This is a genomic window from Betaproteobacteria bacterium, assembly GCA_016709965.1.
Lineage (GTDB): Bacteria > Pseudomonadota > Gammaproteobacteria > Burkholderiales > Rhodocyclaceae > Azonexus > Azonexus amarohabitans.
This window is the reverse complement of the sequence record JADJLT010000001.1, coordinates 107,280-121,204: the sequence shown is the minus strand read 5'-3', so window position 1 is coordinate 121,204 and position 13,925 is coordinate 107,280. Positions and strand designations below refer to the sequence as shown.

At 59.4% G+C, this 13,925-nt stretch carries 11 protein-coding genes; 2 read left to right on the top strand and 9 right to left on the bottom strand.

Annotated features, from left to right (window positions below):
* Nucleotides 1–154 precede the first annotated feature (154 nt).
* The 9 genes from dinB to IPJ12_00565 all read right to left on the bottom strand — a co-directional run bounded on the left by dinB (nucleotide 155) and on the right by IPJ12_00565 (nucleotide 11,209).
* Nucleotides 155–1,303: a DNA polymerase IV gene (dinB, locus tag IPJ12_00605; GenBank protein ID MBK7645713.1), complete on the bottom strand. Its 1,149-nt coding sequence runs from the start codon at nucleotides 1,301–1,303 to the stop codon at nucleotides 155–157.
* A 35-nt stretch (nucleotides 1,304–1,338) separates the two neighbouring features.
* Complete coding sequence (locus tag IPJ12_00600) at nucleotides 1,339–4,449, bottom strand: error-prone DNA polymerase (GenBank protein ID MBK7645712.1); 3,111 nt, start codon at nucleotides 4,447–4,449, stop codon at nucleotides 1,339–1,341.
* Between the two features lie 16 nt (nucleotides 4,450–4,465).
* The gene (locus IPJ12_00595) at nucleotides 4,466–5,275 is read right to left on the bottom strand and encodes an alpha/beta hydrolase (protein MBK7645711.1); all 810 of its coding nucleotides are present in this window, start codon (nucleotides 5,273–5,275) and stop codon (nucleotides 4,466–4,468) included.
* 38 nt (nucleotides 5,276–5,313) lie between these two features.
* A complete protein-coding gene (locus IPJ12_00590) occupies nucleotides 5,314–6,783 on the bottom strand; it encodes a DNA polymerase Y family protein (protein MBK7645710.1) in 1,470 nt (489 codons plus the stop codon).
* On the bottom strand, nucleotides 6,716–7,447 hold the full coding sequence (imuA, locus tag IPJ12_00585) for a translesion DNA synthesis-associated protein ImuA (protein ID MBK7645709.1): 732 nt from the start codon (nucleotides 7,445–7,447) through the stop codon (nucleotides 6,716–6,718). Before imuA ends, IPJ12_00590 begins: the two co-directional genes overlap by 68 nt.
* Complete coding sequence (gene lexA / locus IPJ12_00580; GenBank protein ID MBK7645708.1) at nucleotides 7,444–8,049, bottom strand: transcriptional repressor LexA; 606 nt, start codon at nucleotides 8,047–8,049, stop codon at nucleotides 7,444–7,446. Before lexA ends, imuA begins: the two co-directional genes overlap by 4 nt.
* A 105-nt stretch (nucleotides 8,050–8,154) precedes the next feature.
* A complete protein-coding gene (locus tag IPJ12_00575) occupies nucleotides 8,155–9,204 on the bottom strand; it encodes a CZB domain-containing protein (protein ID MBK7645707.1) in 1,050 nt (349 codons plus the stop codon).
* A gap of 212 nt (nucleotides 9,205–9,416) precedes the next feature.
* Nucleotides 9,417–10,763: a deoxyguanosinetriphosphate triphosphohydrolase gene (locus tag IPJ12_00570; protein ID MBK7645706.1), complete on the bottom strand. Its 1,347-nt coding sequence runs from the start codon at nucleotides 10,761–10,763 to the stop codon at nucleotides 9,417–9,419.
* Between the two features lie 35 nt (nucleotides 10,764–10,798).
* Nucleotides 10,799–11,209 (bottom strand): acyl-CoA thioesterase, encoded by a 411-nt coding sequence (locus IPJ12_00565; protein MBK7645705.1) that lies wholly within the window; start codon nucleotides 11,207–11,209, stop codon nucleotides 10,799–10,801.
* 87 nt (nucleotides 11,210–11,296) lie between these two features.
* Here IPJ12_00565 and IPJ12_00560 point away from each other — a divergent pair, with 87 nt between their 5' ends.
* On the top strand, nucleotides 11,297–12,943 hold the full coding sequence (locus IPJ12_00560) for an electron transfer flavoprotein-ubiquinone oxidoreductase (protein MBK7645704.1): 1,647 nt from the start codon (nucleotides 11,297–11,299) through the stop codon (nucleotides 12,941–12,943).
* An 88-nt stretch (nucleotides 12,944–13,031) separates the two neighbouring features.
* Entirely contained in the window at nucleotides 13,032–13,829 is a 798-nt protein-coding gene (fabI, locus tag IPJ12_00555) for an enoyl-ACP reductase FabI (protein MBK7645703.1), read from the top strand.
* The last annotated feature ends 96 nt before the right edge of the window (nucleotides 13,830–13,925 follow it).

Sequence of the window (13,925 nt, the reverse complement as noted above, 5' to 3'; positions counted from 1 at the left end):
TGAATGACATGGAGATTATCCGGTACGGGTCTCCTTATCAATCAATAATCATACGGACAGAGCCAAATATCCGCTATGGAGCCGTTTCTTGAGGGACCGCTCCTGGCCGAAATCTGGATGATAGATTCGCAAAATCCAGAAGATGACGTATTCGCTAAAGCGGTAGTTCGGCCTGAACAGAAACAGCTTCAACCTCTGAAAACCCCAGCGGCACCAGACCACTGGCCCGAACGCCGAGCAGTCGAATCCTTTGCGTCAGTGGCACCCGTTTCAGGCACTCTCCCGCTGCCTTTCTGATGTCAGCGCCATCGCAGACGCCGCCCGGCAAGGTGACATCCCGCGTCACGGCATGAAAATCCGAGTAGCGCAGCTTGATGCCTATGGTTCGGCTGGCGTAACCCTTTCGTTTGAGGTCATCGGCCACCCGCATGCAGAGCGCGGTAAAAATTTCGGATAGTTCCGCCCTGTCCTGCTTCGCATGCAAATCCCGCTCGAAGGTGCTTTCGCGGCTGATCGATTTGGGTTCCGATTCGGTGACCAGCGGCCGGTCATCGATGCCGTGGGAAACCCGGTGTAGCCAGGCGCCGGTGCTTTGTCCGAACTTTCTGACCAGCAGCTCGACGGGCGTTGCCGCCAGTTCGCCGATGGTATTGATGCCAAGGCCGATCAGCCGCTCCGTGGCCTTGGGGCCGATGCCGTTGATTTTCTTGGCGGGCAAGGGCCAGATTCGCGTCTGAACCTGTTCCATGTCGAGGATGGTGATGCCGTTCGGCTTGTCGAGGTCTGAACCGATTTTTGACAGCAGCTTGTTGGGCGAAATGCCGATCGAACAGGTCAAGCCTGTGGCTTCAAATACGGCCTGCTTGATGCGCCGCGCCAGCAATTCGCTTTCCTCTGGAATGTCGCTGAGGTCGATGTAAATTTCATCGATGCCGCGATCTTCGATCTGTGGCGCAATCGTCGCCACCGCAGCCTTGAAGCGGCGGGAGTAGTCGCGGTAGGCGTCAAAGTTGGCCGGCAGCAGAATGGCATCGGGGGCGAGCTGGGCGGACTTCATCAGCCCCATGCCGGAAAACACGCCCAATGCCCGCGCTTCGTAGGTCGAGGTGGTGATGACGCCGCGCCCGGCGTATTCGCGCAGCCGGGCGAAATGCTTGCTGCCGTCAGGCTGCTCGACCGGCTGATGAACGTTGCGCCCGCCGACCACGACGGGCTGCCCACGTAGCTCCGGGTAACGGAGCAATTCAACGGATGCAAAGAAGGCATCCATGTCGAGGTGGGCGATTCGCCGATGACTGTTCATCTGTACAGTATAGCGAAGTTTGTCAGACCTTGCTGTCAGTGGAAATCCCGGCTCGACGTTTCCAGGCGGCCGAGCCAGTCCGACAGATTGACCAGACGCTTGGCAACGAGGTGAACGACTTCGCCTTCTATCTGCAATTGCCCATAAACGCCGAGCAGCGTTGATCCGAGCAGTTCGCGCCGCTGCTTTTCAACGAGTTGTGGATGGACGACGACATTGACCAGCCCGGTTTCGTCCTCCAGCGTGACGAACACGATGCCGGTGGCGGTGCCCGGACGCTGGCGGCCGACAACAATGCCGGCAGCGCGAACCAAGGCGCAATGGCCTGTGCCTTTCAGGTCGACGGCGGTGACAAAGCGGCGTTCGGCCAGAGGCTGGCGCAACAACGTCAGCGGATGGCTGCGCAGCGTGAGGTTCAGGCTGCGGTAATCAGCGACGAGGTTTTCGCCAGCGTTCGGCTCGGGAAGCTCGGTGGGCGCCTCACGCATGGGCGTGGCGTCGAACAGATCGCCCTGCACGACCGCCGCCGTGGCAGCCCAGGCGGCTTGTCGACGGTGGCCGGCCAGGCTTTGCAGGGCATCGGCGGCGGCGAGCTGGTCGAGGTCGCGGCGTTGCAATCCGGCTCGGGCGGCTAGATCGGAAACATTCAAAAATGGGTGATTTTTCTCCCCCAAGGGGACTTCCTTCGGGGCGCGGTTGACCGTAGCAATGCGCTCAGCAGCGCTTTTTGACAGTCCGCTAATCTGGCGCAGGCCAAGGCGGACGGCACTATTTTCGTCGAGGCGGCTATCCCAGTCGCTGGCGGTGACATCGGGTGGCAGCACGCTGACCCCGTGACGACGGGCATCCTGAATCAACATGGAGGGCGAATAGAAGCCCATCGGCTGGCTGTTGAGCAGGCCACACAGGAAGATGGACGGATGGTGACGCTTGAACCACGCGGAGAAGTAGACGAGCAATGCAAAGCTGGCAGCGTGCGATTCGGGAAAGCCGTATTCGCCGAAGCCCTGAATCTGGGCAATGATGCGCCGGGCGAAGCTTTCCGGCAGGTTGTTGGCAGCCATGCCGGCGAGCAGCTTTTGTTCGAAGGGTTCGAGACCGCCCTTGCGCTTCCAGGCGGCCATCGCCCGCCGCAGCTGATCGGCCTCGCCGGGGGTGAAATTGGCGGCGACGACGGCCAGTTGCATGACCTGTTCCTGAAAAATCGGCACGCCGTAGGTGCGCGCCAGCACGGCGTCGACGGCTGGCGAGACTTTGTCGATGCGCTCCCTGCCCTGCCGCCGTTTGAGGTAGGGATGCACCATGTCGCCCTGAATCGGGCCGGGGCGAACGAGGGCGACTTCGACCACCAGATCGTAAAAGTTGCGCGGCTTGAGGCGCGGCAACATGGCCATCTGGGCGCGCGACTCGACCTGGAAGACGCCCATGCTGTCAGCGTGGCAGAGCATTTCGTAGGTGGCCGGGTCTTCCGGTGGAATATCCTTCAAATGCCACGGTCGACCGGAAATTTTGGCCAAAATTGAAAGCATCCGGCGGATCGCCGAGAGCATGCCGAGGGCCAGGACGTCGACCTTCATCAGGCCGACCGCATCGAGATCATCCTTGTCCCACTGGATCACCGTGCGTTCCGCCATCGCCGTGTTTTCGACCGGGACCAGCCGGGCCAACGGCCCGCGCGACATCACGAAACCGCCGACATGCTGCGTCAGGTGGCGCGGAAAGCCGCGCAGTTGCCCGGCAATCCACAACCATTTTTCGACGCGTGGCGAGGCCGGGTCCAGCCCCTGCTCGGCAAAGCGCTCCGGCAGTTGCTCGCGCTTGTCCCACCAGGCGAGCGAAGCTGTCAGCGCGTCAATGCGCGCCGTCTCGAAACCCAGCACCCTACCCGCATCGCGCAGCGCGCCCTTGGTCCGGTAGGTGATCACTGCCGCGGCCAGCGCTGTCCGCTCGCGGCCATATTTTCTGTAGATGTAGGCGATGACCTCGGGGCGCCGCTCGTGCTCAAAATCGACGTCAATGTCCGGCGGCTCGCCGCGCTCCTTCGAGATGAAGCGCTCGAACAGCATGCCCGAACGATCCGGGCTGACCTCGGTGATGCCCAGCGCGAAGCAGACGATGGAATTGGCCGCCGAACCGCGGCCCTGGCACAGGATATCGACGCTGCGGGCAAAGCAGACGATGTCGTACACGGTCAGGAAATAGGCTTCGTATTTCAGTTCGGCGATTAGTGTCAGTTCGTGCTCGACAAGCTTTTTAACCTCAGCCGGAACCCCTTGCGGATAGCGGCGCAGCAAACCAAGTTCGGTTTCGTGACGCAGCCAGGAAATCGGCGTATGACCGGGCTGCACGATCTCTTCCGGATATTCGTAGCGCAGCTCGTCGAGCGAAAAGCTGCACAGGTCGGCGATCTTCAGCGTTTCGGCCAGCAGTTCGGGCGGATAGAGGCGCGACAGGCGCAGGCGCGAACGCAGATGTCGTTCGCCATTGGGAAACAGCGCATAGCCGGCGTCGAAAACCGTGGTTTTCAGGCGCAGCGCAGTCAGCACATCCTGCACCGGCCGCCGGGCCTTGATGTGCATGTGGACGTCGCCAGCAGCCACCAGCGGCAAGTCGCAAGCCTCTGCCAAAGCATTTAGATCAGCCAATTTGCAGACATCGTCCGGCCCGGCATGCAGCTCGACGGCAATCCAGAGTCGGCCGGAAAAACGTTCGACCAGCCAGCGCCCGTCTTCGACCGATGCCGCTTCGCCCGGCACCCACAGCACCAGGCAATCGGGCACTGCGCCGTTCGGCGACACGACGTTCAGGTCATGCCGCTGCAGGGTATAACTGCCCTTCTCCGCTCGTCGCCGGGCCAGCGTAATCAGCGCCGACAGGTTGCCGTAGCCCTCGCGGTTTTTGGCCATGAAGACCAGTTTCAGACCATCGAGGGTGGTCATTTCGCTGCCAACGATCAGCTTCAGTCCGGCCTGTTTTGCCGCCTGATGCGCTCGGACAATGCCGGCCAGCGAACACTCGTCAGTCAGCGCCAGTGCCGTATAGCCTTGCGCTGCAGCCTGGACGACCAGTTCAGACGGATGCGAGGCACCGCGCAGGAAACTGAAATTGGAGAGGCAATGCAACTCGGCGTATTCGGGTAGCGGCACGGCTGCGGATCATTTCTCAGCGGGCAGCTGGTGCCGCTTCAGGCTGCAGGGAACGGATCCAGTCGAGTGCGACGCTGGCGCTGTTGCCTGGCGTTTCCAGGTGGCCGCCGGGGACATCAATCTGTCGTGCCGCCAGCTCTTTGGGCAGCCGTTCGAATACCCGCATAGCCGCAGCCTGCAGGCCATTTTCCTCGGCTTGCCCAATGATCCACTGCACGGCGGTGCCAGGCAGGACGGCGGCCGCATTGTTGCCGAAATTCATGGGGCCGGCCGGATCGAAAAAGTCGAGATAGGTCTGGGCGCTCATCTTGACCTGCTTGAGGCGACCACCGGAATTAGGATCGTCGAACCATCCGGTTTCATCCGGCTTGCCGGCATCGAGCAGGGCTTGCGCCTTGCTGCGACTGTTTGCCGTCAGGTTGGTGAAATAACCGCCTTCCGGGTAATGGCCAGGTGCCAGCGCGATCACGCCGTCCACCTTGTGTCTTCCCGCATAACGGACGGCTCCCGCCGCCCCGAAGCTGTGCCCGGCCAGAATGATTATCCGGGCACCCCGCTGGCGTAGCTGGCCGACAGCCGCATCAATGTCGCCTTCCATGGCGGCAACGCCGGCATCGTACGAACGCCGGCCGGACCATGGCATTTCGGGCGTCACAACGAGTAATCCGGCCCGTTCCATGGCGCTTGAAAAATCGATGATATGGCCGTTAGGTTTGTCCCATTTGCCATGCATGACCACGATGCCAACCGGCCCGATTTCGGCATGGGTCAGAAAAAATGGCGACAGCACCAGCCAGCACAACAGCCCAAAAATCATTTTCCGCATCACAACCCCCTTGTTATCGACACAACAGCCAGATTAACTCAGGCGAAAAGACCGTGCAGAAACCAGCCGTCGGCGTTCCTGAACACCCAGGCCCATTGCCCGAGCGGATTACGGGCGACGAAATAATCGCGCCGAACGTCGCCAGTAGCACCATCCTCGCCTTCATCCCACCAGCCGCTTTCCAGCCGCTCGGAGCGCGACAGGAGTTTCAGCGGGCCATGCCATTGCGGGCTGCCGGCGCGTTCAGGCAAGGCTTGCGGCTTGGGGAGCAGCCACAGCGGGCGGTTTCGGCCAATTCCTGACGACTGTTGAGACGTTTTCGTCATTGCTACGGTCAACCCGAAATTTTGGCCAAAATCGAAAGCTACTTCGTGCGCTCGCGTCGCGCATTCCGGTCGATGATCGGCCGCTTCACCCAAAGCCTGCACCGCCCCTTCGCCCAGGCGGGCGCGCAGTCGCTCAAGACAGGCCAGCGCCCCTTCACCGTCCGGCGCCTGCTCGAACAACTGCCCGCTGGCACCGGGCTTGCCGACCAGTTCATCCGCCTGCAAGCGCAAGGCTTCGACCGGGGCCTTGAGTTTCAGCCGGGAAAGATGCTCGCGCAGCAGGCGGACAAAACGCGCCTCATCGGCCGCCGGCTCGGCAAAGTTCAAGGCCAGCGAAGTCGGTGCGCCCTCATCATGTGTCAGTTGCAAGCTGCAGCAACGCACCAGCAACTGCCGGCCATGCAACCAGCCGGCGAGCGCTGCGAACAGGCGCTGTCCGGCGAAAACCAGCGCTTCGGCATGCTCGACACGGGCGGGCAATTCAATGTCGATGGCGAAATTTTCGGGAAAGACAAAAGACTTTTGCGGATCGGGCAGATCGCCCCAGGCCCGCAGCAAATCATCGACCGGCTCATGGCCGATACGCCGCCGCAAACCCGCGCCGGGAATGGCCAGCAGATCACCCAGCCGCTTCAGGCCGAAGGATTCCAGCCGATTTTCAACCTCCTTCGGCCAGCCCGGAACGGCACAAGGCAGCTTGGCCAAGGCCGACTGCATGCCAGCCATGTCCGGATAAACGCTGCCCGCACCGATCCGCGCCAGCCAGCCAGCCCCCAGCGGCGTCGGCGCAGCGGCCCAACGCGCCGAATACGACTGTTCGGCACAACCGGCCAGCGCCGCAGCGATGATCGCCTCGGCGCCCCCGAACAGGCGAAGGCAGCCGCCGATTTCGAGCAGCATGGTATCCGGCGGCGCCAGACTGATGGTCGGCGTAAATTGTCCGGCCCAGCAGGCCAGGCTTTCCAGCGTCTGTCGTTCGCGCTTTTCGTCACGCTCAAAAGCTGCCAGCCCGGGCAGCAGGCCGAGTGCTGTCGACAGTTTTTGTCCGGCACAAACCCCTGCACCCATGGCATCCCGATCCCCCACCAGCACCCGCCCGCGAGCGACGACTGCGCTAGGCGACTGGCGTAGCGGCAGCGCCTCGAGCGGCAACAAGGGAAAGTGAAGAGCCAGCCACAGCACGCGACGATCTCCCGGGATAAGGAATGGGACGAGGGATGGATAAATCAAGTGGCCGGGAAACGGGTCGGCCACGCCGCTTGATGATGCGTACTGAAAGCTGACCTGTCTCGGCCACCGCATTCAGCATGACACGCAGCGGCGCGGGAGACGGCGCCTGTGCCGCTGCGGTCGACCGCCATAAACAGGCAAAAACCGAACGCCCTTCGGCGGCTACCTGCAATCGGCGCAAGGCTTGGGGGCTGATGCCAGCATCCGGCCAGGCCAGCACGCCGGCAAAGCCGCCGCAGGCAAGCAATTGTTCAATAGACCAAGCCGCATTCTTGCCCGCCTGCACAATGACCAGCCGTTCGAGCGCCAGCCCGGCCGCCGCCCAGGCCGGACCATGCGGCTGCCACGGTGGCGCGACCAGCGCCAACCAGCCCCCCGCCGCAGACAACTGGGCCAAGGCCGGCAACAGCAGGCTCATTTCACCGACACTGCTGCGGTCAACGAGAATTTCGGTCAAATTGCCGCGTGGCCAGCCGCCACCCGGCAATTCGGCATCAAGTTCGGCATGGCCACTCGGAATCGCGCTTTCCGGCAGGCAGGCCAGCGTGTCGCCGCGCCAGACATCGCCTCTGGCCAGCACATCCGCCAAAGCGACCGGCAACGGCATAGGGGTCATGATAGTTTCGAGATCGCTCCGCGGATCAGGCCGACGGCAATACCTTCGATGGCAAATTCGGCCTCACCCGGTCGAACGACTATCGGCTCGAAGTCCGGGTTTTCCGCGATCAACTCGATGAAGCCGTCCCGGTGCTGCAGGCGCTTGACGGTGACTTCCTCATCGATCCGCGCCACGACAACCTGGCCGTCACGCGCCTGGTTGGTCTTGTGCACAGCAAGCAGATCGCCATCGAACATGCCGATGTCGATCATCGACAGCCCGCGAACCTTGAGCAGAAAATCGGCCTTGGGCGAGAACATGTTGGCATCGAAGGCGTAGCGCCCCTGCACGTTTTCAACGGCAAGAATGGGCGAGCCGGCGGCGACGCTGCCGATCAGCGGCAAACCAAGCTGTTCGACCAGCCGAATGCCGCGCGCCGAGCCCGGTTCAAGGACGATGGCGCCCTTCTTGGCCAGCGCCTTGAGGTGATCTTCAGCCGCATTGGGCGAAGCAAAACCGAAGGCGCTGGAGATTTCCATGCGCGTCGGTGGCGCGCCCAGGACTTCCAGCGTGCTTTTGATGAAATCAAGAATTTCCTGCTGCCGTGGCGTGAGTTTCATGGCCGGCCTCCGCTAAAAACCAATGACTGTATTTTTGTACAGTCATTGGTTTTTGGCAAGCAGAAAATCAATCCAGACAAAACTCTTTGCCAGGATCGAGGCAGGCTAGCTATGGCAGAGCAGCGCCGGATTGTTCATTGCCGAATCCGACATGCGCTGCAGATTGTCGATAACTGCAAAACTGGCACGTTCCATGAGTTCAATGTGTCTTAACATCGCTTCGGAATTACCTGACTGTTTTTCCTCAAGCGCAGCGATACCCATCTTGTGCACTTCAATGTGCGGTGCCTCAATTTCACGGTAACCGGCGAGGCGGCTGAAGCAATCCCTGCCTTCACCTTCGTAGTACCACTTGCCGAGTCGGCATGCGGTATGTGAAGCGACTTGGCTGGTCTGTAGGTCGATCAAGCCGAACAGGCCCATGTAAACCCTGAATTTGAAAACGAGGTGATCCACCTTGGCCAGTTCGACAAAGCTTTGCAATGCGCTGCCTGCGATCACTTCTTCCATCTTTCTCGACAGCGTCATCAAGCGCTGCATGTCTTCGGTGGCACGGCTGCCGCGCTGGCTGAAATCGTCGGCAGTGCGCGAGAGGATTTCCATCGAATCCTTGGCTGAAGCGGAGTTTTTGGCGATTCCTGAAACCAGGCCTTCGATATCCGTCGTTGCCTTTGAGGTGCGTTCCGCCAACTTTCTGACTTCGTCGGCGACCACGGCGAATCCACGTCCGGATTCTCCTGCACGGGCTGCCTCGATCGCTGCATTGAGCGCCAGCAGATTGGTTTGGTCGGCGATTTCGTGAATTAACTGGACGATTTTTCGAATCTCGCTGGCCAGAAGCGCCAGCCCTTCGACCTCCTTGGCTGTCACCGCAGAATCCTGGGCGAGACGATGCAGGTTGGAGGCAATTTCGGTCGTCGTCTGACCACTGGCGATTGAAACCTCGGTTGCCTGAATAGCCTGATTTTTCTCTTCCTTGAGTGTCGCAGCCATTTGACCCAAGCTGGTCTGGGAGCCACCAAGGGATTCGCTAAACAAGGCCAGATTGCCGAGAACACCCTTGAGGGCATCAAGCTCCCGTTCTTTCAGGCGGGCAGCCTCTTGTTGCTGGGAAAATTCGTGGCGCAATGCCTGGAGTTCGCTTTCAAGAGCCATCTCTCTGGCTTGTGCGGCCTGAAGATCCTGTTTTAGTACCGCAAGTTGTTTGCCGCCTGAAAAAAACACGTTATTTCCCTTCGTTGTTATTGGTTTTCAGCACCTTATGCCACGCCAAAGGCATTATTTTTGTAAAATTAGCATTAATGACAATTTAACTCAAATTTAGGGCGGGTGCCACTTGGTGTTAGCCAGGCGAATGCTGAGGATTTCTAGGTAGGTAGATCGAAACCCTTGAGCTTGCGGTACATATCAACGGCGTAAGAGTCCGTCATCCCGGCTACGAAATCGGCGACTTGCAGCAGACGAATGTACGGGTCGGCATCCGGCTCTCCTTCGTGGCCAAGGAATTGTGTCGGTAGCAAGTTGAGCAGCATGCGCTCGCGGGTCGTGAAGCGGGCATGCCCTGCCTTCGCCTCGACCGCGTTGGTAAACAGGCCCAGCAAGGCGCCGAGTACTTCGAAACCCGCCGTCTCTATCTCCAGCGCCGGCCGGGCGTTGTAGATTGTCTCCTTGGCCAGTTTGAGAATCGCCTGCAAGGGATGGGCGATGGGCGAGCTCTTGAGCAGTTCATCGTCGAATTTGCCACTCAGGATGGCGTCCTCGTTTTCCAGAAAGACGGCAGCGGTGCTGTCCAGCAGGCAGCCGATGGCCTTGGCGCGCAGGTATTCAAGGCGCTCCTTGGGGTCGTGCAGACGATCCAGACGCCCGCCATTAATCGTGTTGCCGGCCAGATCGGCGAGCAGGCATTCGGCGTCCTTGTAGGGCACGAAACCCAGTCGGGCAGCGTCTTCCAGATCGACGATCAGGTAGCAGGTGTCATCGGCTACTTCGACCAGAAAGGCCAGCGGATGGCGATGCCAGGCAATATTTGGAATTCGCTCGATTAATCCGGTTGACCGTGCCACTTGCCGAAAATTATCGGCATCCTGCTGAAAGAAGCCGAATTTCTTGCCACTGATGCCATCCAGCTCAGTATCGAGGTGCGATGGGCGCGGATATTTGGTAAAGGTGGCGAGAACGGCGCTACTGAGTTGCAGACCGCCGGGATTGGCCGGGCTTTGCAGCCGGCTGACAATGCGAAATCCCTGCGCATTGCCTTCGTAGCGCTCGAAGTCGGCTTTTTGGACCGGCGTGAAATCATGCCGTTCAAGCAGGCCGGAATGGCGAAACCATTCGCGAATGGCATCTTCGCCGGCATGGCCGAAAGGTGGATTGCCGATGTCGTGAGCCAGGCAGGCGGCGGCAACGATAGCCCCGAAATCACCAGACTCGACGTGCTGCAAGCCATGCCGGGCAATGATTTCACGACCCACCACGGCGCCCAGCGAACGCCCGACACAACTGACTTCAAGGCTGTGTGTCAGGCGGGTGCGGACATAGTCGCTCTTGGAGAGCGGGAAAACCTGTGTCTTGTCCTTCATGCGCCGGAAGGCGGAGGTGAAGACGATGCGGTCGTAATCCTGCTGAAAGGCTGTACGTTCCGCTGTACCGGGCGCCTTGCCGGCACCCAGCCGTTCGCTCGACAGCAGTTTTTCCCAGATTTTTCGTTTGCCCATGCTCTTCAGTTTCGATGCTGCAATGGGCTGCGAGTTTACTCTGCTTCGAGCACAGCCCGCACGTGATCAGGAAGCGGTACCGATTTTCCGGTTTGCGTATCCATCCAGACGACCTTTGCTGCCCCTTCGGCAAAGATTCGGCCATCGCCTTCGATGCGCATTTCGACATAGGTCTGGCAACTGGAGCGGCCAATCGCGCCAACAAAGGTACGCACTTCGACCATGCCCGGATAATTCATCGGAATCAGGAAGGTGCAGCTGGCGTTGATAATGACCGGCCCGGCGCCGCCCGGACGCACGGGCACCTGCATAGCCTCGATCCACTCGACCCGCGCCTGCTCCATGTAGCGGAAATAAACCGTATTGTTAACGTGCCCGTAGGCATCCATGTCGCCCCAGCGGATGGGCATTTTGGTGACGTGAATCAGCTTTTTCTTGTGTTCCATAATCCTGAATACTAGAGTGGGGTTGATCAATATATTTCCATACTGTACCGTATTGAAAACACGCTAACAATAAAATCAGGAGACATCATGGAACGTGAATCCATGGAATTCGACGTCGTCATCGTTGGTGGCGGCCCGGCGGGCTTGGCGGCAGCAATACGTCTGAAACAGCTGGCAGTAGAAAAAGGTACGGACCTCGGTGTCTGTTTGATCGAAAAAGGCGCTGAAATCGGCGCCCATATTCTGTCTGGCGCGGTCATGGATCCTCGCGCCCTGAACGAATTGTTACCAAACTGGAAGGAAGACGGTGCCCCGCTCAATGCGCCGGTGTCCGAAGACCGGTTCTTCATCCTCTCCGAAACCGGTGCCACCAAGGTACCGAACAGCCTGTTGCCCAGCTGCTTTCACAATGAGGGCAATCAGGTGGTTTCGCTGGGCAATGTCTGTCGCTGGCTCGGCGAGCAGGCCGAGGCGCTGGGTGTGGAGATATACCCTGGTTTTGCCGGATCCGAAGTGCTGTTCGATGAAAACGGTGCCGTCAAAGGCGTCGCCACCGGCGATATGGGCCGCCTGCATGACGGCTCGGAAGGCCCGAATTTCCAGCTAGGCATGGAACTGCATGGCAAATACACCTTCTTTGCCGAAGGTTGCCGCGGCCACCTTGGTAAGCAACTCGAAGTCAAATTCAACCTGCGCGACGGCGTTGATCCGCAAACTTACGGCATCGGCCTCAAGGAACTGTGGGAAATCCATCCGGATATGCATCAGCTCGGCTTGGTGATTCACAGTGGTGGTTGGCCGATGCAGCCCGATACCTATGGTGGCGGCTTCCTTTACCATCTGGAAAACAACCAGATCGCCGTCGGTTTCGTCGTCGGCCTCGGTTACAGCAACCCGCACCTGTCGCCCTACGAAGAATTCCAGCGCTTCAAGACGCATCCGGAAATCCGCAAATTCCTTGAAGGTGGCAAGCGTATCGCCTACGGTGCTCGTGCCCTGACCGCTGGCGGCCTGCAATCCTTGCCCAAGCTGACTTTTCCTGGTGGCGTATTGATCGGTGACGATGCTGGTTTTCTCAATGCAGCCCGCATCAAGGGTTCGCACTGCGCCATCAAGACCGGTTCGCTGGCCGCAGAGGCATGCTTCGAGGCGCTGGCCGGCGAACGTCAGCGCGATGAATTGATCGCCTATCCAGAGTTGTTTAAAAACAGCTGGTTATACGATGAACTTCATAAAACACGTAACTTTAAGCCATGGATGAACAAGGGGCTGATGCTCGGTTCCATCATGTTCGGTATCGATCAGGTCGTGCTCCGCGGAAAGGCGCCGTGGACCTTGCATAACCGCAAACCTGATCACGCCAAACTGAAGCTGGCCGCACAGTGTGAACCGATCGCCTATCCGAAACCGGATGGCATCATTACCTTTGATCGTCTTTCGTCCGTCTTCCTGTCCAGCACCAATCATGAGGAAGATCAGCCCTGCCACCTTCAATTGAAGGATGACAGTGTGCCAATCAGCGTCAATCTGGCGCAATACGATGCCCCCGAGCAGCGCTTCTGCCCGGCCGGCGTCTATGAAATCCTGCGTGATGAAAGTGGTGGGAACCCGCGCCTGCAGATCAATGCGCAGAATTGCGTGCATTGCAAAACCTGCGATATCAAGGATCCGACCCAAAACATCAACTGGGTTGTTCCACAAGGCGGCGAAGGCCCGACTTACCCGAATATGTAAGCCTGAATCCGAAACGATGTTCGCATGCCGCGAATCAGTGTTTCCCGGTTTATAATCTCGCGGCTAAACCCCTTAGGGAGAACATCAAATGGGCTTTCTCGCCGACAAGAAAATTCTGATCACCGGTCTGCTTTCCAAGCATTCCATTGCCTACGGCATTGCCAAGGCGTGCCACCGTGAAGGTGCACAACTCGCTTTTACCTACCAGACTGAACGCTTCGAAGACCGAATCAAGAAATTTGCGACCGAATTCGGCAGCGACATCACGGTTCAGGTTGATGTCAGCAGCGACGAACAAATTGATAACCTGTTCGTTGAACTGGCTAAACACTGGGACGGACTCGATGGCCTGGTTCACTCCATTGCCTACGCGCCCACTGAAGCCATCGAAGGCGATTTCCTGAACGGCATCACCCGTGACTCATTCCGGATTGCACACGAAATTTCCTCGTACAGCTACCCGGCGCTGGTCAAGGCCGCCCGCCCGATGATGCAGGGGCGCAAGAGTTCTGCGCTTGCCCTCTCCTACCTCGGCGCCGAGCGCACCATGCCGAACTACAACACCATGGGTCTGGCCAAGGCCAGCCTGGAAGCGGCGACCCGCTACCTGGCTTTCTGCCTTGGCCCTGAAGGTATCCGTGCCAACGCCATTTCAGCCGGTCCGATCAAGACGCTGGCAGCTTCCGGCATCGGCAACTTCGGCAAGCTGCTCGCCTACAACTCGCACAATGCTCCGCTTCGTCGTAACGTGACGATTGATGAAGTCGGCAATGCTGCCGCTTTCATGTTGTCCGATCTGGCCAGCGGCATTACCGGCGAAATCATGTACGTCGATGGCGGCATGAACACGACGGCGCTGGGCAACGCCGACCCGCTACCGGCTTGATGCAGTGACAGCCACCGAAACAGCTTTCGGCGGCCAGGAAAACAGGGGCTGAATCACTGTCCCGCGGTCAACCCGAAAAAATGGCCAAAACGCCGA